Below are 17,727 nucleotides of genomic sequence, written 5' to 3'. Positions count from 1 at the left end.
TACCCCCGACGTATTTCAACCCCTGCGCGTGGAGCCGTGGTCCGGCTAACTCACTGAAGTAACCGTACCTTCACCCGGTCGTAAAGTGGAGCGAATTCGATCCGCTGACTTGGTTTTTCGCGCAGCGAACAGGTTTGCCCGGTTCTGTGGGAGATCGCTGACCATTTGCCTCGGCGAGTTACAGCAACACGCCGATTGCCGCCGCGCCGCCGCACACCACCACCGACACGATCAGGGCGAGGTAATCGGCGCGGTGGGGTCCGGCCGGATGGGCGGTCAATTCGCCCGTCCCGCCGCGCGCCGTGATGGCCTCACCCAATTCGCCGGCCCGGCGGGTGGCGACGGCCATGGCCGCGGTGAGAATGTCCACGAGAGGATTCGCGGCTCCGCGCGCCATGGAACCGTCCTTGGGACGGAGCCGGCGGGCGGCGCGCAACACCCGGATCTCGTCCATCAGCAGCGGCAGTCCGCGCAGGGTCAAGGCCACCACGACCGCCCACTCGTCCACCGGAATCCGCAGCACGCGCAGCGGCGCACCGAGTTTGGCGAGGGCGGGGGCGATCTCGCTCATCGGGGTGGTCCACGCGATCAGGAACGAGGTGGTCAGCAAGATCAGCCCGAACAGGGTGACCTGGACATACCGCAGGACGGCGGTTCCGCCGGTGGGGATGGTGATCAGTCCGCCGAGTGCGATCAGCGCCCAGAACCACCACGGCAGCCGTGGCAGCGTGCCCAGCGGCAGCCGGGCGGCCAGGCCGATCACGATCAGGAAGGCGACCACCACACCGAGTACCGGCCACGTGGGCTGCAACATCAGCAGGACGCTGATGAAGAAGGCGACGATCATCTTGGTGCCGGCCCAGAGCCGATGGATCGGGCTCTCGACCGGAACTTCGCGCAGCAGCACCATACTCATCGCGCACCTCCGAGGGCGTCGCCGTGCCGGCCCCGGCTGTGCCGCTTCCTGCCCCGCGACCGGTCGGATTCGGGGCGAGCGCCGTCCGTGCCCGCCTGAACGGGTTCGGATCGCGTGCCCGCGATGCCGACTTCCCCGCGCCCGTCGCCGTCGGCGGGCGGACCTACCACCGGTTCGGCCGGTCCCGCAGACGCCGCCGGGGCGCCGGCGGTATCGGCAGGACTGTCGGCAGCGGCCGCGACGGCGGGCAGGCTTTCCAGAATCAGGCCGGATTGCAGGTGGACCGTGCGGTCGCAGACGCTCTCCATATCGGCCACGTCATGCGAGATGACGATCAGCGTCAGTCCCGAATCACGCAGCCGGGCGAGCAGTTCCACCACTTCCGCGCGACCCTGCGGATCGAGTCCGGCCAGCGGTTCGTCGAGCACCACGACCTGCGGACGGCTGGCGACGATCGCGGCGAGGACCACGCGCTTGGCCTGACCGCCCGACAGTTCCTCGATCGAGCGCGAGGCCATCGCCCGGTCCAGCCCGACCGCGTCGAGGGCGCGACCCACCGCGCCGGAGCCGGTGCCGTGCCCGCCCCAGTCCTCGATCTCGGCGCCGACGGTCTGGCGCTGCAGTTGCAGCCGGGAATGCTGGAAGGCCAGCTCGACCGCGCCGATGCGCTTGTGCACGGGCCGGGATCCGGTGTAGTCGCACAGCCGGCAACTGCCGGTGGTCGGCACGACGAGTCCGGCCATGATCCAGGCCAGGGTGGATTTCCCCGACCCGTTGCCGCCGACCACGAGCAGCGTCTCGCCGCGGTGGACGGTCAGGTTCACCCCGCGCAACGCGGTCGCCGCCCACGGGGTGCCGCGATTGTAGGTGTGGCGCACGTCGCGCAGTTCCAGCAGCGGTTCGCCGATCGGGTAGCGGCGCAGATTGCGCACCGGGCGCGGCCAGGCAGGCAGATGCTCGACCTGGCGGCCACCGGAGAGATGGATGACCCGGTCGGCGGCCGCCGCGTCGGCCTCGTGGTGGGTGACCAGGACGACGGCCATCCGGTGCCGGGCGGGCAATCCGGCCAGCAGCGCGACCAGTTCGCGCCGGCCGTCCGGATCGATCATCGAGGTGGCCTCGTCGGCCACGAGCAGTGCGGGATCACGAGCCAGCGCGGCCGCCACCGCCAGGCGCTGTTGCTGGCCGCCGGACAGGGTCGCGGTCTCCGCGCCGCCGAGCCCGCTCAGCCCGACCTCGCACAGCAGCGCCTCCACGTCGACGGCCCGCGCGGCCTCGGCGGGCAGGCCCCACACCACGTCGTCGGCGACCAGCACTCCGAGTGTCTGGCTCTCGGGCCGCTGCAGCACCAGCGCGGTGCCGCCGATCACGCCGAGCCCGGCCGAACCGGGACGTTCGACCGTGCCGCCGGTGGGCGGAAGTCCGGCCAGCAGGCGGGTCAGCGTGGATTTACCGGATCCGTTGTGGCCGACGACGGCGACGAATTCGCCGATCTCGACGCTGAGGTCGATATCGGTCAGCGCGTCGGTACGCGCCCCCGGATAGCGGAAGGACACCCCGCGCAACCGCACCGGCACCGGCGCGACCGCCCGCGTATCGGCCGGAGCTTCCAGCCGATCCCGCCCCGGCAACCACTCGAGCCGATCCAGGACCGAGCCGAGGACGAACCAGGAGAACACCGCGGTGAAGACCACGCCGAGGTACACGCCGCCGCCGATGTAGAGCCACCACCAGGCCAGCACACCGTCGGTCACCGAGACGACACCGTTGCCCAGCGATTCCAGCTGCTGCTGCCGGGAGAGCATGTGATCGATGCCCTGGGCGATATTGCGCACGTTGTCGAAGACCAGTCGGCGCGAGGCGGCGAACAGGAAGAGCATGCCGACCGAGAACGCCGCCCAGATCAATCCGGCCAGGGACGACAGGACCAGGACCGTGATCAGTCCGCGTCGCCGTCGTTTGACGGTGCCGATGATGCCACCGATCGTCGCCGCGCTGACCACGGTGGCCGCCGGCACCAGACCGGCGGCGACGAAACTCACCAGGGTCGCGGCGACGGTCGCACCCAGGATGGCGCGCAGCCGGTAGCGCTGCGCCAGCAGACCCATCGGCACCGCGGCGACCAGATTGAGGGCCGCCGCGTAGGGCACCACCGAGCCGATGGTCACCAGCCCGACGGTCACCCCACCGAGGACCGCCGCGGTGGCGAGTTCGACGGGGCGCAGCGGGCCGTGAGCGATTCGCGGCTCGGCGCCGGCGGAGGGAGGCGCGGTCACGGCTCAAGTCTGCCAGCACCGGCGGACTGCGGGACGGCCCTCGCCGGGGCGAAGGGCCCGCGCGGCCCGCCTGCACTGGTCATCACGTGCGGACCGGCTCCGGTGCGCGCAGCACGTAGTCGTCCGGGTTCAGCGACCGGGTGCGCACGCGGTACGCGGTGACGGTGCCGGGCCAGTTGTTGGTGATCCGCCCGGCGGCATTGCGATACCAGCTCGAGCACGCGGTCCACGGCGTGCGCAGCAACCGGCGCTGGGTGTGCGCATCGAAGGCGGCCGCGGTCTCGGGCTTCACCTCGAGACAGGATCCCGGATGTTCGCTCAGATAGCCCACGGCCTGCCGGATGTAGCGGGCCTGACATTCGATCATGTAGATGATCGAGCCGATGCCCAGATTGGTGTTGGGCCCGTACATGAGGAACAGATTCGGGAATCCCGGCACCGTCATCCCGAGATAGGCCCGGGCCCCCTCGGCCCACACCTTCTCCAGGTCCGCGCCGTCGCGCCCGAAAATCCGGATCGGCCAGAGGAATTCGCTGCCCTTGAAGCCGGTGCCGTAGACGATCACATCGGCCGGATGGACGGTCCCGTCGGCGGTGCGCACGCCCTCGGGCACCACCTCGGCGATGGGCTCGGTGACGACGTCCACATTCGGCCGCACCAGCGCCGGGTAGTACTCGTTGGAGAACAGCACCCGTTTGCACAGCACCGGATAGTCGGGTGTCAGCTTCGCGCGCAGGTCCGGATCGGGCACATCGTGGCGAAGGGCGCGCGTCCCCAGCCAGGTGGCGATGCGCCGGATCGGCGGAATCGCGGCCAGGCCGAGAGCGAAGAACTCCAGGAAGCACCACACCCACAGGCGTTGAGCCAGTCGCAGCCCGGGGACGTGTTCGAACAGTGCGTGGTGGATGGGCCGATACTCGCGATCGGTGCGCCGCACCACCCAGGCGGCGGTCCGCTGGAACAGCGTCAGCCGCGCCACCTCGGGAGCGATGGCGGGTACGAATTGGATTGCGCTGGCGCCGGTTCCGATCACCGCGACCCGTTTCCCGGCGAGGTCGACGTCGTGGTCCCACTGCGCGGAATGGAACGACGGTCCGGTGAACGTCTCGATGCCCGCGATATCGGGCATCCGGGGGCGCGACAGCTGTCCGACCGCGCAGATCAGCACGTCGGCGCAGCGGATCTCGCCGTCTGCGGTGCGGATCGTCCAGCGCCCGGTGTGTTCGTCGAAGCTCGCCTCGGTGACGTCGGCGCCGAATCGGATCCGCTCGAGCAGCCGGTGTTTGGTCGCCACCGCATGCAGGTAGCCCAGGATTTCGGTCTGACCGGAGTAGCGGTGCGGCCAATCCGGTTTCGGTTCGTAGGAGAACGAGTACAGCGGGGAGGGCACGTCGCAGGCCGCGCCCGGATAGGTGTTCTCTCGCCACACCCCACCGAGGTCGTCGGCCCGCTCCAAGAGGGTGATGTCGTCGAAACCGTTGCGCTGCAGCTCGATTGCCACACCGAGCCCCCCGAACCCGGCTCCGACGATGACGACCGACGGCTTGGTAGCGGGCATGCGCGCGCTCCTCGAATCGAGAACAGTATCTCCACTGTAGGCGCGTGCCGCCGGCTCCGAACCCCGATCCGCGATCCCTGCTCAGCGCGGTTGTACGCGGATCCGCCCGCCCATCGGCACGGTGCGAACGATCGAGGTCAGCCGCCGATCCGCGACGGCGTGCAGCACCACGGACGGGTCCGGCGCGTAGTCGATCGGAACGTCGCCGGGCTCCTCGACCTCCCATGCCCCGCCGATGGCCGAGGCCACGCTGGGCGCCACCACCAGTTGCCGCCCGCCGAACAGCGTCGTGCCCATGGCGTGCATATGGCCGGTGAGCACGCCGAGAATTCGCGCGTCACCGGCGATGGTGTGTTCCAGCCGTTCCGGATCGGCGAGCCGGATCGGATCGACCACCGTCGAATACATCGGCACCGGCGGGTGATGCATCGCCACCAGCACGGAGGCGTCCGCGGGCGTGGCGGCCAGCAACCGGTCCAGCCATGCGTAGGTTCGTTCGCCCAGCTCACCGCCGCCCGAGCCGGGGATCGTGGAATCGAGCAGCGCCACGGTGAGCTCGCCGATCGCGACGGCCTGGTTGATCGGCCCGTCCTCGGCGGGGCCGTCGAGCAGTGTCTGTCGCAGATTCGCGCGGTCGTCGTGATTGCCGGGCAGCACATACAGCGGAATGTCGGTGGTCAGCCATTTGCGGGCCTGCTCGTACTGGGCGAGGGTGCCGGATTCGGTGAGGTCGCCGGTGACGAGGATGGCGTCGGGCCGGCGCGGTAATCGGTCGAGGTAGCCCAGGACGGCGGCGACTCGTTCGGCGTTGCGCGGATCCAGATCGAAGTGAGTATCGCTGAGCTGTGCCAACAGAATCATGGCGTCCGCTTTCTCGTGGGATCGCACCGTTGCGCCCGTCGCCGGGAACGACCTGTGCGAGCCCGTGTGGAATCGGCCCCCGGGTGTGATCGCTTCGGCCGCATGCGTGCCGATACGGCACTTGTCCAGAGTAGAAGGTCCTCAGCCTGCCGTCTGCGTGACGGAGGCCACCTTTTATAGCGAACGGCTATTCCGTGGTGATTCGTTCGAGCAGGTCGGCCGGATTCTCGAGGATCGGTTGCGATCCCGTCGAGAAGAAATCCGCACCCGGCGTGGCGGTCAGCGCGAGTTCGGAGTCCGCGCGCCAGGGCGCCTCCACCCGCAACGACAGCGAATGCAGATGCGTGCGCGCGTACTCACCCGATTTGTCGAACAGCGGATCACCGGCGATCGGATAGCCGATCCAGGCCAGATGGACGCGGATCTGATGCCGCCGCCCGGTGATCGGCCGGGCCAGCAGGATCGTGTGCCGATCGGTGCGCGCCACGGTGGTGAACTCGGTCCGGGACGGATAGTTCTTACCGGCCAGCAGATCGCTCTCGTCGACCGTCCACCGCTGCCCCTCGCGCCGGATGGTGTCGCGGGGCGCCGCGATCCGGACGCGGTTCTTGCGCCCGACGCTCAACGGCAGGTCGATGACGCCGGTATCGGGTAGATCGGTGGCGGCGGTGACGACCAGATACCGCTTGTCGGCCGTACGCTTGGTGAATTGCCTGGTCAGGCCGCCGTGGGCGGTCAGATCCTTGGCGAACAGCACGAGACCGGAGGTGACCTTGTCGATGCGGTGCACCGGGTAGAGAGTGATTCCCTCGGCCGCGGCCAACTCGACCAGGTCGGTGTCGTGGCGTTCCCCGGTCACGGCGATACCCGCCGGCTTGTTCAGCGCGATGATCGCCTCGTCCTCGTCGACGAGGCACTGCTGCGCCAGCTGCTGCCAGCCCATCTCCACCGAATGCGTCTCCACCGGGCCAGATTAGTGGGCGGCTCGATGGCCGAATATCGCCAGGAGGGGTGGGTGTGTCCGGCCCGCTGTGCTAGAGCCAGGCGTCGTCGAGGTCGGTCGTGGTGCGATCCATCGCGTCGAGCAGATCGAAAAGCGGTGCGGTGCGGGGCAATTCCCAGTGGAAGAAGTACCGTGCGGCGGCCCGCTTACCGCGGTGGAAGTCCTCGGATCCGCGGGCGGCGGCCACCGCCTGTTCCAGCCAGATCCAGGCCAGCACGACATGTCCGAACGCCTCCAGGTAGGCGGACGAATTCGCCAGTGCCGCTTCCGGATCGGCGTCGCGCCACACCGTGGCGGTGGTGGTCGCGATGCGTCCCGCGGCCGCGGCCAGCGCATCGGCGAAATCACCGAGTTCGCCGTCGCCGGTCGCGCGAGCGCGGTCGACCGTTTCCCCCATGGTGTCGAGCAGCAGTGTCAGCGCCGCGCCGCCGTCCGCGACCACCGCCCGGCCGAGCAGGTCCAGGCTCTGAATGCCGTGTGTCCCTTCGTGAATCGGATTCAGGCGGTTGTCGCGGTAATGCTGTTCGACGTCGTAGTCGCGGGTGTAGCCGGCGCCGCCGTGTACCTGGATGGCGAGGTCGTTGGCGGCCAGGCACCACTGGCTCGGCCAGCTCTTGGCGATCGGGGTCAGCACCCGCAGCAGGAGGGCGACGCGCTGCGCCTCCGCGGCGTCCACGGCGCTGCGCTGACGATCGATCAGCGTGGCGCAGTACAACTGCAGCCCGAGCGCGCCTTCGGCATACGCCTTCTGCGCCAGCAACATTCGGCGCACGTCGGGATGTTGTGCGATCGGGACCTGCGCGCTCGCACCGCCCTTCGCGGTCACCGGGCGGCCCTGCGGCCGATTGCGGGCATAGTCGAGCGCCTTGAGGAAGCCGGTGTATCCCAGCGCGGTGGCGGCCAGGCCCACGCCGAGGCGCGCCTCGTTCATCATGTGGAACATGTAGGTCAGTCCGCGATTCGGCTCACCCACCAGGTAACCGACCGCGCCCGGCGCGCCGCCCGGGGTGAACGCGCCGTCGCCGAAGACCGGCGCCGTGTTCACTGTGCCGCGCCAGCCCATCTTGTGGTTGATCCCGGCCAGCACCACATCGTTGTGCTCACCGAGCGAACCGTCCTCGGCGGGAAGGTATTTCGGCACGATGAACAGCGAGATACCGCGCGTTCCGGCATCCGATCCGGGAATGCGCGCCAGGACCAGATGCACGATGTTCTCCGACAGGTCGTGATCTCCGCCGGAGATCCACATCTTGCGGCCGAACAGCCGGTACGTGCCGTCGTCCTGCGGCACGGCTTTGGTGGTGATGTCGGCCAGCGAGGAGCCCGCCTGCGGTTCCGACAGCGCCATCGTGCCGAAGTAGCGGCCGGTCAGCATCGGCCGCACGAACCGGTCGAGCTGATCCGAATCGGCATGCGCGGCCAAAAGATTGGCATTGCCGATGGTCAGCAGCGCATAGCTGGCGGTCGCCACATTGGCGGCGTAGAACCACGCCATGCACGCGGTGAAGACGGTGTGCGGCAATTGCATACCGCCGACCCGCTCGTCCATCGCGGCACCCACGAATCCGGCCTCGGCGAAGGCCGACAGGGCGGTCGCCACCTCCGGAATGATGTGCACCTTCTCGCCGTCGAAGGTCGGCTCGTGCAGATCGCCCCGGCGGTTGTGCGGGGCGAAATACTTCTCGGCCAGTTCCCGGCTCAGCGCGAGCACCTGATCGAAGGTTTCGCGGCTGTGCTCCCGATAGCGCTCGCGCTCGGTCAGCCCGGTGACGTCGAGCCACTCGTAGAGCAGGAAATCGAGGTCGCGGGCGGACATGATGAGCGAATCCATATCCCAAGCCTCCTGGGCAACGCCCGTGCGCGCAAGGGTGCGCGGGCGTTGCCGTCGCCGGGGTGGCTCGTTGCGGCGCCGCCGGGCCGGGCCGGTGTGCTCAGCTCGCCGGGGCGACGAGGGGAGCGATGAAGCGCTCCAGCATGTCGCGCTCCTCGGCCTCGTCCCGGCCGGGCACCGTGAGCAGGGAGACGATGATGCGGGTAAGCCAGCGGGCCAGCCGGGTCCAATCCTCGTGCGCCTCATCGGGTGCCGAGGACGTTTCGGCGGCGAACAGCGAGCGGGCGATGGCCTCGATCACCTCGGAGGTCTGGGCGATCTGCAGCGTGGCCCCGGCGTCGCCGGGCCGGAACCACGCGATCAGCAGGGGATCCGAACGCACTGCGCGCAGGCTGGCCAGCACTCCGGCGACGGCGCGTTCACCCGGGTCGGTGATGGCCCCGATCTCGGCGGTCACCCGGGCGCCCACCCGCCGCGCCTCGCGATGCACATACGCCAGCTGCACCGCCTGCCGGTTGTCGAAATAGCGGTACAGCGTCGCCCGCGAGCAGCCGGCGGCCTTGGCGATATCGCCCATCTGCGTCGCGTTCACGCCTCGTTCGGAGAACAGGCTCGCCGCCGCGTCCAGGATCCGCTCGGCCGCCTGCAGGGAACGCGGATGCGCCAGCCAGTCGCTCATGCCGGGACGAAGGGGACGTTGACCGGCCAGCGCACGTAACTGCCCTCGGTGTATCGGACGCCGTCCAGGTCCACGCCGAAGTCCGGGCAGCGGGCCAGCAGTTCCCGCAGCGCGATGGTGGCCTGCATGCGGGCGGCGGCCGCGCCGAGGCAGTGGTGGTTGCCGTTGCCGAAGGTGAGAATATTCTTGGGATTGCGCGTCACATCGAGTTCGCTTGCGTCCGAACCGTATTCGCGTTCGTCGCGATTGGCGGACGCGTACAGCATCAGCACCCGGCGGCCGGCGGGAATGGTGACGCCCTCGATTTCGACATCGCGGGTGGTCGTGCGGGCCAGGCCCTGCACGGGCGAGGTCATCCGCAGGAATTCGTCGACCGCCCCCGGAATCAGGCTCGGATCGTCGAGCAGGCGCTGCCGCTGCTCGGGAGCGCTGGTCAGCAATTGCACCGCGCCGCCCAGATTTCCGGTGGTGGTGTCGTTGCCGCCGGTGATCATCGTGAACGCGAAGCCGATGATCTGCAGGATTTCGCCGAAGTCGCCGTCGGCGCCCAGCCCGGAGGCGACCAGATGCGAGACGGTGTCGTCCGCCGGTTCGCGTTTGCGCTTCTCGATCATCGCGATGAAGTATTGCGTCAGCTCACCGACGGCTTCCTGCGCATGCTCGATGCCGCCGGTCGCCGAGGCCGCCACGATCGCCTCGCTCCACCGGTCGAACTGTGCCCGATCCTCCTCCGGCACACCGAGATAATGTGCCACCACCATGGTCGGCAGCGGTTTGAACAACTCCACCGAGATGTCACCGCCACCGGCCGCGCGCAGCTTCTCGAGCCGCTCGATCACGAACGCCTCGACCGCGGGCCGGATCTCCTGGACCTGCCGCGGCGTGAAGCCCTTGGCCACGCGGCGCCGGAAAACGGTGTGGTCGGGCGGATCGGTGAAGACGAACGGCCGGTTCTCGCCGAGCCCGATCTCGCTGAGGTTGTTGTAGTCGACAGTCAGGCCCTGGGCGGAGGAGAACGTCTCGGGATCGCGCACGGCCGCGTAGATGTCGGCGTAGCGCGACAGGACGTAGTAGTCCTCGTGCGGGCGGCTCTCGGGGACGACGTGGTGTACCGGGTCGGCTTCGCGCAGCGCGGCGTACATCGGCCAGGGGTCGCGCCAGGATTCGCCGGACCGCAGGGTGAAGCGTGCCGCGTGAGACATCGTCTTGCTCATGTATCGACGGTAAGACAAATCTGAACTTATGTCTAGAACGTGTTCTTTAATCGCGCGCCGCCGGGGCGCCGCCGCCGATACCGGGCGACCGGCCGGTGAGATCGGTACTGTGGGCTCACCAGCGCCGCCCTCGGACAAGGAGCGCCCATGCGAACCGGTCCCGCTCTGCGAGAGTTCTTCCGGCGCAAGCCGATCGACCAGATCCAGGACGAATCCGCCACCACCCTGCATCGCACACTGGGCCTGTGGCAGCTCACCGCCATCGGGGTGGGCGGGATCATCGGCGCCGGCATCTTCACCCTGGCCGGTGCGGTCGCGAATCAGACCGCCGGCCCGGCTGTGCTCGTCTCCTTTCTGATCGCCGGGATCGCCAGCGCCGCCGCAGCGCTCTCCTACGCCGAATTCGCCGGGCTCATCCCGCGCGCGGGTTCGGCCTATACCTACGGCTACGCGGTCCTCGGCGAGCCGGTGGGCTGGTTCATCGGCTGGGATCTGCTGCTGGAATACACCGCGATCGTGTCGGTGGTGGCGATCGGCATCTCCGGCTACATCCAATTTCTGCTGGGGCAGTTCGATATCGGGCTCCCCGAATGGATGCTGGGCGCACCGGGAACCGGCCACGGCCATGTGGTGGATCTGTTCGCCGCGCTGCTGTGCCTGCTCATCGCGGCCCTGCTGAACCTGGGTATCCGGGCCGCGGCGCGATTCGAAACCTTCGTGGTGGGCCTGAAGATCGTGGTCGTCGTGGTGGTGATCGCGGTCGGGTTCTTCCACATCGACTCCGCCAACTACCACCCGTACTTCCCGTTCGGTATGTCCGGCGCGGTCACCGGGGCGGCGACCGTCTTCTTCGCGGTCTTCGGCTACGACGCCATGTCGACCGCGGCGGAGGAGTCGGTGGACGCGAAACGCCATCTGCCCAAGGCGATCCTGCTGTCGCTGGCGGTGTCGATGGTGCTCTATGTGCTGGTCTGCCTGGTCCTCACCGGCATGCAGCACTACACCGACATCGATCCGGAGAGCGGGCTGTCCACCGCGTTCGAATCGGTTGGCCTGCCCGGTCTGGGCAGTCTGATCGCGGCGGGCGCGATCGTCGGCATCATGACGGTGCTGTTCACCTTCATGCTCGGCGTCACCCGCGTCTGGTACTCGATGAGCCGGGACGGCCTGCTGCCCCGGTGGTTCGCCAGAACTCACCCGGTGCGCCAGGTGCCCACCCGGATCACCTGGATCGTCGGTATCGCGTCGGCGGTGATCGCGGGGCTGCTGCCGATCGGACAGGCCGCCGAGCTGACCAATATCGGCATCCTGCTGGCGTTCATCGTGGTCTGTGCGGCGGTGATCGTGCTGCGCTATCGCCGTCCGGACCTGCCGCGGAGTTTCCGCACGCCGTTGATGCCGGTGGTGCCCCTGCTCGGGATCGGCTTCTCGATCTGGCTGATCACCTACCTGCAGCCGGTGACGTGGTTGCGCTTCGCCGTCTGGTTCGCCGTCGGCGCGATCGTCTACCTGAGCTACAGCCGTCGCCATTCCCTGCTGGCGACCGGCCCGGATGCGTCCGAAACACCCGCCGGACGACCGTAGGGATTGTATCGATATACCGCCGATATCTGAGGTATTTCGCGAATTTATCGTTTCGTTATTCGAATTGGTGTGTTCGTATTTGTTTTCGCTCCGACCGTGGCGAATCATGGCTCCCCGGATCCAACGATCGACTGATCACCGTGGTGTTTCGGAAATCTGCTCTCGCTACGAGACTCGGAGGAACGCATCATGGCAGGAACCGAGGCGGGTCGATGTACCCGCCGTTTGCGTCGTAAGGCCTGGTCGAGCGCGGCATCGCTGGTCGTTGCGCTCGGCGCGGCGGGCACGATGGTCGCGACCGCCGGCCCGGCACACGCCGACTCGCCATTCCCCGCCCCGGTCGTACCGGGAATTTCGCTACCACCGCAGTTCACAATTCCCGGGCTCTTCCCGGAAATCACTCCGGCCCCGCCGGAGTCCATGAAATCGGTCGGTGAGCGGGCACTCGAGGCCGCCGAGTCCAAGATCGGCTCGGCCTACATCTCGGGTGCCGCCGGACCCGACGCCTTCGACTGCTCGGGCCTGGTCCAGTGGGCGTACCGGCAGGTTGGGGTAGACCTGCCGCGCACCAGCTACGACCAGTTGTCCGCCGGTACACCGGTCGACCTGGATACGCTGCAGCCCGGCGATCTGGTGTCGTTCTACGGCGGCGGTCATTCCGCCCTCTACGCGGGTGACGGCACGGTCGTGCACGCCGCGACGAGCGGGGAGGGTGTCATCCGATCGGCGATCGGGCAGATGCCGGTCACCGGCGCTCGCCGTTTCTGAGGCCGGCGGCGGGTACGCCACGCGGCTCGCCGATCCCGGGGTTCGAATCCGCTGCGAGGATATGTTGCGCGACAATGTGCATGAGCTGGACCAGCATTGGACTGCAACGTGAATCGCGGAGGAGGGGGCCGGTGGCCGAGACCCGGGCTGATGCCGCCGACGAGCCGTTCGGGCCGGTGCGCCCCTCGGATGCGGTCGACGGCTGGGAGTTGGCCGGTGACGGAACCCGCTGGTGGCTGGTCAAGGCGTTCGGCGAAGCCCGCGGTCTGGTGAAGCCGACCACGCGGACCACCTGTGCGTGGCGCGTCGAAGCCGCCGACGGCCGGATGTTGCGTGAGGTCAGCGCGCGATCGGTCGCGGAGGCGAAAGCCGCTGCGGAAGAATGGATCCGGAGGACGATCGGCTGAGCTGTCGCTCGGCCGATCGTCCGTACCGCCCGGCTATCGCCGGTGCGACTGCCGCTTCGACATCGCCTGCAGACTGACTGCCGATGACGGCCGATCGGGAGCGGGCGACTCCTCGGTGTAGGCGCGCGGCCACGCGCGGCCGCTGTCGGCGAGATCGAGATCGCCTGTGGGGTCGACGTTCTCGCGCCGCGAGGGCCCGTCGACCTCCGCGAGTCCGACGAGTACCACGAGCATGATGGTGACGAGCGTGACCACCATGATCAGCGGCGTGAGCAGCTGCACCGAGTCGACCCCGCCCGACGGTTCGGACATGTTGTCCATGCGATGCGCGGTCATGGATGCCATTCCGGTGTAGTGCATTCCGCATACCGCCAGGCCCATGATGAGCGCCGCGCCGACGGTGGCGGAGAACCCGCGCACGTGCAGGACGAACCACAGCGCCGCGGTCGCCGCCACCACGGCGATCAGCAGTGACAGGGCAACCAGTCCGGTGCTGTATTCGATGTGTGCGCCGGCGTGCATGGCATGCATGCCGAGGTAGTGCATGGCCGCGACGCCGAAGCCGGTGATCATCCCGCCCAGGGGCAGGGCGATCGCCTCCCGGTGCCCGCGCACCACGATCGACAACCCCGCCCAGACCACGACGATCGCGATACCCGCGCTGAGCAGCGTCATCGGCACGTCGTAGCGGATGTTCGCGCCGTGGATCGAGAAGCCGAGCATGGCGGTGAAGTGCATGACCCAGATACCGGCGCCGCCGAGTGAGACGGCCGCGGCGACCAACCAGCCGCCCGGCCAGCGCGAGGCCCGGGCGTGCGTGGCGCAGCGCAGCGCCAGAACCGATCCGATGAAGGACATGAGATAAGCCAGGACCGGGGTTACCCAGCCGTGGCTGAAATGGTCGAGTTCGAGCACAAGGTCTCCCGAAGCGAAAGAGGGGTTATCGATTCGTGACCGGACGATAGTTCACATTGCTCATGATCGTTAGCGGCGCTCGTTCGTATCCTGGCGCGGGCGGTCTTGTCTTTCGCCGGGCAAATATGCAGGTGACACAGGTTCATGGGGCGTGTGCACGGTGTTTGCCGACCTGTCGCCTGGGTGACATCGAACCGGAGGTGTGTTCTGGCGCACTTGCGCCACCTCCGGGACCTATGGCCCTTGACGGGTTTACCGGACGAATCCGGACGTTCGGGACTATCCCAAGTGATACCGTATAGATATAGTATGGAAACCATAGGATATGGTTTCGAAAGTAGCGGAGGTTCCGGAGTATGGATGCGCAGCGGTATCGGCGGATGGTCAATCGACTCAATCCGCTCGTCGTCGGCCTGCAACGGCTGGGAATCGGTTTCGGGCCGATGCAACTGCTCACCGTCGCCGGTCGGCGCAGCGGGCAACCGCGCACATTTCCGATCGCGGTCAACGAGTTGAACGGGGGGAGCTACATCGTGCAGGCCTATCCTCGTGCGGCGTGGGTGGCCAACGTGCGGGCGGCCGATTCGGTCACGCTGACGCGCGGGCGCACCTCCTCGACCGCACGACTGGTCGAGGTTCCGGTCGGGCAGCGTGGGGATCTGCTGCGGGAATTGGTCGAATCCGGACCCGCCAGTGTCGGGAATCGTTTCGTCACAACCGGTTTGGCCGACTCCGCGACGCCGGACGGGGTGGCGGCGGCGGCCGAGCGCATCGCGGTGTTCCGGGTGGAACGGCACTGACGTGTCAGGGCTGTTCGCGCCGGGGATATCATATGAAAACCGTATGAATCGACCGGAGGGTGCCGATGAGCTCGGAGGCGGATCGCGCGGCCGCGCAGCAACGGCGCCGGTTGACCGTCGACGTCAAGGATGCGTTGCGCGACTTGAACATTCAGCTCGCTCTGCTGAATCGCCGATTCGGCGGCCGGGTCGAACTCCGCGACGTGGACTGGACCTGTCTCGACCTGATCAACCGGCAGGGTCCCCTCTCGCCGACCGCCCTCGCCCGGCGCACCGGTTTGCACCCGGCCACCCTCACCGGCGTCCTGGACCGGTTACAGAAGGGCGGCTGGATCGTCCGGGAACGTGACCCCGAGGCGAGCGATCGGCGCGCAGTCACCCTGCGCGCCGTCCGCGAACGCAATTCCGAACTCTTCCACGTCTTCTCGGGTATGAACCGGCGCATGGACGAACTGCTCGAGCGGTATTCGGAAACGGAGCTGGAGGTGATCGCGGACTTCCTCCGGCAGACCGGTACCGCAGGATCGGACTCCGCATCCGAACTCGGAAGCTGATCGGCGGCACACCGTTCGTCGCCGACCGGCCGCGGGCGAGCTCTGGTACAAGTAGGGCGTGAAATTGCTTCGTGGGGGGATCTTTTCAGCTGTCGCCGCTCTGCTCCTCTGTGGATGCGCGACGGCCCACTCGCCGGAACCCGTCGACTCGCCGGTCATGCCGCAGGCTACGGCGCGGGCCACACCCGGCCCGACGGCAGTCGCCGGAAATCGTCCGCAAACCGGCCCCGTGAAATCCGATCCGGAACTCGGTGGCAATCCGGTACTCAGCGAACAGGGTGTGGGTCTGTCGAGCGTCGATTGCCGGCTGCCCGGCTGGCGGAACACTCCGGACGGTGCGGAGGCGTACTACCGGGCCGCGATCGGCTGCCACGACGCCGCGTGGGCGCCGACCCTGGCTCACTTCCGGATCGCCATGTCCTCGCCCGCTCTGTGGGCGGGCGCCCGAATCGGTGACTACCACGGTGCGTGCAGTTCCACCGGCAGCAATCGGGAAGCGTTCTACTGCGCCGCCGACCGGACGATCGTGATGCCGTTCGACACCATGGCCCCGGTCATCGGGTACGGAGTCGGCAATGTGCTCGCGGTGCTCTCGCACGAATACGAGCACCACGTGCAACAGCTCACCGGGATCATGGCCGCCTTCCAGGCCCGAGCCTCGGCATTGAACTGGAGCGGACCGGAGGTCGACCTGCTCAACCGGCGGTTGGAGCTGCAGGCCTGGTGCTTCTCCGGGATGTTCTACGGCGTCAACACCGGACGCGGTGCGATCACCCGGAGCCTGGCCGACCGGGCCTACACCAACAATGCCGGTGCGGGCGATCGGCCGGGCGAACGACGCTGGCACGGGACCAACCAGAACATCGCCAACTGGTTCGGGTGGGGCATGAATCCGAGCAGCGATCCCGCCTCCCCCGCTGAACCGTCGCTGTACGAATGCAATCCGTGGGCGGCGCGCAGCGACGCGTGGCTGGAATGAAACACGCGGTCGCGCGACACCTCGGTCGTGTCGCGGGCTGTTCATCGGGTGCGGGTAGGCTCGGGGCATCGGCGGGTCTCCGCATATGTCCTCGTCGGTGGGCGTTCGCGCCACCACACACCAATTCGAGGATGTAGACCATGGCAATTACCGAGATCGGCGCGTACGCACATCTCGGGCCCGCCGATATCGAGGCGCTGGGGCGTGAGCTCGACCGTATTCGCGCCGATGTCGAGGCCGATCTGGGGGCGCGCGACGCGAACTATATTCGCCGGACGATCGTCTTTCAGCGCACTCTCGACGCCGCCGCGCGACTGATCATCCTCGGCGGTCGCGGCCGCCTGGCCTGGTTGCTCGGTACGGCGGGCCTGGCGACGGCCAAGAGCGTCGAGAACATGGAGATCGGGCACAACGTCTCCCACGGTCAGTGGGATTGGATGAACGACCCGGAAATCCACTCCACCACCTGGGAGTGGGATATGGCCGGGCTGTCCGCTCAATGGCGTTATGCGCACAACGTCCGCCATCACCTCTACACCAACGTGCTGGGAATGGACGACGACATCGGCTTCGGCGTCATGCGGGTGACCAGAGATCAACGCTGGCACCCACGCCTGCTGCTGCAACCGTTGCAGAACGTGCTGCTGGCGGCGACGTTCGAATGGGGTATCGCCTGGCACGATCTGGACTCCGAACACGACCGGGCCGCCGATCCCGCCGAGAAGGCCGGTCAGACCCGAGCGTTGCTCGGAAAACTGATCCGGCAGGCCGGCAAGGATTACGTACTGTTTCCGGCGTTGAGCGGAAAACGCTGGCGGCGCACGCTTTTCGCCAACCTCGGCGCCAATGTGCTGCGCAACCTGTGGGCGTACCTGGTGATCTTCTGCGGGCATTTCCCCGACGGGGCGGAGAAATTCACGCCGTCGGTGCTGGAATCGGAAACCAAGGCGGAATGGTATCTGCGCCAGATGCTGGGCACCGCGAACTTCGATGCCGGGCGGGTGCAGGCCTTCATGAGCGGCAACCTGTGCTACCAGATCGAGCACCACCTGTTCCCGGATCTGCCCAGCAACCGGTACCGCGAAATCGCCGCCCGCGTGCGTGCGCTGTGTGAAGAATTCGATCTGCCGTACACCACGGGGCCACTGCTGCGGCAATACGCGCTCACCCTCCGCACGATCCACAAATTGGCGCTTCCGGACCGCTTTCTCACCGCGACCTCCGACGATGCGCCCGAAACCGCCTCGGAGCGAAAGTTTCTCGGATATCGCCCCTTCGCCGCAGCGGACGGCGCGCCTCCTCGTTCGCGACGAGGGCTGCGCACCGCGCTGCGTGCGGTGGCGGCGAAGACCGCGCTGCCGGCCTGATGAGCCGGTCGGTCC

The 17,727-nt window shown here is 67.9% G+C and carries 16 protein-coding genes; 7 read left to right on the top strand and 9 right to left on the bottom strand.

The window, feature by feature from the left end; all coding sequences use genetic code 11:
* Nucleotides 1–178: 178 nt before the first annotated feature.
* The 8 genes from NK1_RS28275 to NK1_RS28240 all read right to left on the bottom strand — a co-directional run bounded on the left by NK1_RS28275 (nucleotide 179) and on the right by NK1_RS28240 (nucleotide 10,338).
* Nucleotides 179–916, bottom strand: a complete 738-nt coding sequence (locus NK1_RS28275; RefSeq protein ID WP_063013578.1) for an energy-coupling factor transporter transmembrane component T family protein — start codon at nucleotides 914–916, stop codon at nucleotides 179–181.
* Complete coding sequence (locus tag NK1_RS28270; RefSeq protein WP_084461682.1) at nucleotides 913–3,192, bottom strand: ATP-binding cassette domain-containing protein; 2,280 nt, start codon at nucleotides 3,190–3,192, stop codon at nucleotides 913–915. Before NK1_RS28270 ends, NK1_RS28275 begins: the two co-directional genes overlap by 4 nt.
* A gap of 82 nt (nucleotides 3,193–3,274) precedes the next feature.
* Nucleotides 3,275–4,750 carry a flavin-containing monooxygenase gene (locus NK1_RS28265; protein ID WP_063013576.1) on the bottom strand — a complete coding sequence of 492 codons (1,476 nt, stop codon included), beginning with the start codon at nucleotides 4,748–4,750 and terminating at the stop codon, nucleotides 3,275–3,277.
* A gap of 81 nt (nucleotides 4,751–4,831) precedes the next feature.
* On the bottom strand, nucleotides 4,832–5,611 hold the full coding sequence (locus NK1_RS28260; protein ID WP_063013574.1) for a metallophosphoesterase: 780 nt from the start codon (nucleotides 5,609–5,611) through the stop codon (nucleotides 4,832–4,834).
* A gap of 187 nt (nucleotides 5,612–5,798) precedes the next feature.
* The gene (locus tag NK1_RS28255; RefSeq protein ID WP_245660884.1) at nucleotides 5,799–6,575 is read right to left on the bottom strand and encodes an RluA family pseudouridine synthase; all 777 of its coding nucleotides are present in this window, start codon (nucleotides 6,573–6,575) and stop codon (nucleotides 5,799–5,801) included.
* A 70-nt stretch (nucleotides 6,576–6,645) separates the two neighbouring features.
* Entirely contained in the window at nucleotides 6,646–8,445 is a 1,800-nt protein-coding gene (locus tag NK1_RS28250) for an acyl-CoA dehydrogenase (RefSeq protein ID WP_063013572.1), read from the bottom strand.
* A 100-nt stretch (nucleotides 8,446–8,545) separates the two neighbouring features.
* Complete coding sequence (locus tag NK1_RS28245; protein ID WP_063013570.1) at nucleotides 8,546–9,124, bottom strand: TetR/AcrR family transcriptional regulator; 579 nt, start codon at nucleotides 9,122–9,124, stop codon at nucleotides 8,546–8,548.
* Complete coding sequence (locus NK1_RS28240; RefSeq protein ID WP_063013568.1) at nucleotides 9,121–10,338, bottom strand: cytochrome P450; 1,218 nt, start codon at nucleotides 10,336–10,338, stop codon at nucleotides 9,121–9,123. Before NK1_RS28240 ends, NK1_RS28245 begins: the two co-directional genes overlap by 4 nt.
* A gap of 147 nt (nucleotides 10,339–10,485) precedes the next feature.
* Between NK1_RS28240 and NK1_RS28235 the strand changes: the two genes are divergently transcribed.
* The 3 genes from NK1_RS28235 to NK1_RS28225 all read left to right on the top strand — a co-directional run bounded on the left by NK1_RS28235 (nucleotide 10,486) and on the right by NK1_RS28225 (nucleotide 13,097).
* Nucleotides 10,486–11,922 carry an amino acid permease gene (locus tag NK1_RS28235; protein ID WP_063013566.1) on the top strand — a complete coding sequence of 479 codons (1,437 nt, stop codon included), beginning with the start codon at nucleotides 10,486–10,488 and terminating at the stop codon, nucleotides 11,920–11,922.
* Nucleotides 11,923–12,111: 189 nt separating this feature from the next.
* On the top strand, nucleotides 12,112–12,690 hold the full coding sequence (locus tag NK1_RS28230) for a C40 family peptidase (RefSeq protein WP_063906126.1): 579 nt from the start codon (nucleotides 12,112–12,114) through the stop codon (nucleotides 12,688–12,690).
* A 131-nt stretch (nucleotides 12,691–12,821) separates the two neighbouring features.
* Nucleotides 12,822–13,097: a hypothetical protein gene (locus NK1_RS28225; RefSeq protein WP_063013562.1), complete on the top strand. Its 276-nt coding sequence runs from the start codon at nucleotides 12,822–12,824 to the stop codon at nucleotides 13,095–13,097.
* Between the two features lie 33 nt (nucleotides 13,098–13,130).
* On the opposite strand, the gene NK1_RS28220 is transcribed toward NK1_RS28225, so the two are convergent.
* Nucleotides 13,131–14,012, bottom strand: coding sequence for an MHYT domain-containing protein (locus NK1_RS28220; RefSeq protein WP_245660882.1), 882 nt, complete (start codon nucleotides 14,010–14,012; stop codon nucleotides 13,131–13,133).
* Nucleotides 14,013–14,368: 356 nt separating this feature from the next.
* On the opposite strand from NK1_RS28220, the gene NK1_RS28215 reads away from it, so the two are divergent.
* From NK1_RS28215 to NK1_RS28200, 4 genes are all read left to right on the top strand, one after another.
* Nucleotides 14,369–14,812: a nitroreductase family deazaflavin-dependent oxidoreductase gene (locus tag NK1_RS28215; protein ID WP_218023184.1), complete on the top strand. Its 444-nt coding sequence runs from the start codon at nucleotides 14,369–14,371 to the stop codon at nucleotides 14,810–14,812.
* Nucleotides 14,813–14,877: 65 nt separating this feature from the next.
* The gene (locus tag NK1_RS28210; protein ID WP_063013560.1) at nucleotides 14,878–15,366 is read left to right on the top strand and encodes a MarR family winged helix-turn-helix transcriptional regulator; all 489 of its coding nucleotides are present in this window, start codon (nucleotides 14,878–14,880) and stop codon (nucleotides 15,364–15,366) included.
* Nucleotides 15,367–15,595: 229 nt separating this feature from the next.
* Nucleotides 15,596–16,345 (top strand): neutral zinc metallopeptidase, encoded by a 750-nt coding sequence (locus tag NK1_RS28205; protein WP_063013558.1) that lies wholly within the window; start codon nucleotides 15,596–15,598, stop codon nucleotides 16,343–16,345.
* 140 nt (nucleotides 16,346–16,485) lie between these two features.
* A complete protein-coding gene (locus NK1_RS28200; protein WP_063013556.1) occupies nucleotides 16,486–17,712 on the top strand; it encodes a fatty acid desaturase family protein in 1,227 nt (408 codons plus the stop codon).
* Nucleotides 17,713–17,727 lie beyond the last annotated feature (15 nt).

Origin of the sequence: Nocardia kruczakiae NBRC 101016 (genome assembly GCF_001612965.1) — a bacterium.
GTDB lineage: Bacteria > Actinomycetota > Actinomycetes > Mycobacteriales > Mycobacteriaceae > Nocardia > Nocardia kruczakiae.
The sequence above is the reverse complement of the archived record's forward strand: the minus strand, read 5'-3'. Positions and strand labels throughout refer to the sequence as shown.

Excerpts from the sequence above, each read along its gene's own strand:
- NK1_RS28260 (WP_063013574.1), bottom strand. The coding sequence starts at position 5,611 with ATGATTCTGTTGGCACAGCTCAGCGATACTCACTTCGATCTGGATCCG.
- NK1_RS28230 (WP_063906126.1), top strand. The coding sequence starts at position 12,112 with ATGGCAGGAACCGAGGCGGGTCGATGTACCCGCCGTTTGCGTCGTAAG.
- NK1_RS28210 (WP_063013560.1), top strand. The coding sequence starts at position 14,878 with ATGAGCTCGGAGGCGGATCGCGCGGCCGCGCAGCAACGGCGCCGGTTG.
- NK1_RS28200 (WP_063013556.1), top strand. The coding sequence starts at position 16,486 with ATGGCAATTACCGAGATCGGCGCGTACGCACATCTCGGGCCCGCCGAT.
- NK1_RS28275 (WP_063013578.1), bottom strand. The coding sequence starts at position 916 with ATGAGTATGGTGCTGCTGCGCGAAGTTCCGGTCGAGAGCCCGATCCAT.
- NK1_RS28240 (WP_063013568.1), bottom strand. The coding sequence starts at position 10,338 with ATGAGCAAGACGATGTCTCACGCGGCACGCTTCACCCTGCGGTCCGGC.
- NK1_RS28250 (WP_063013572.1), bottom strand. The coding sequence starts at position 8,445 with ATGGATTCGCTCATCATGTCCGCCCGCGACCTCGATTTCCTGCTCTAC.
- NK1_RS28235 (WP_063013566.1), top strand. The coding sequence starts at position 10,486 with ATGCGAACCGGTCCCGCTCTGCGAGAGTTCTTCCGGCGCAAGCCGATC.
- NK1_RS28265 (WP_063013576.1), bottom strand. The coding sequence starts at position 4,750 with ATGCCCGCTACCAAGCCGTCGGTCGTCATCGTCGGAGCCGGGTTCGGG.
- NK1_RS28215 (WP_218023184.1), top strand. The coding sequence starts at position 14,369 with ATGGATGCGCAGCGGTATCGGCGGATGGTCAATCGACTCAATCCGCTC.
- NK1_RS28245 (WP_063013570.1), bottom strand. The coding sequence starts at position 9,124 with ATGAGCGACTGGCTGGCGCATCCGCGTTCCCTGCAGGCGGCCGAGCGG.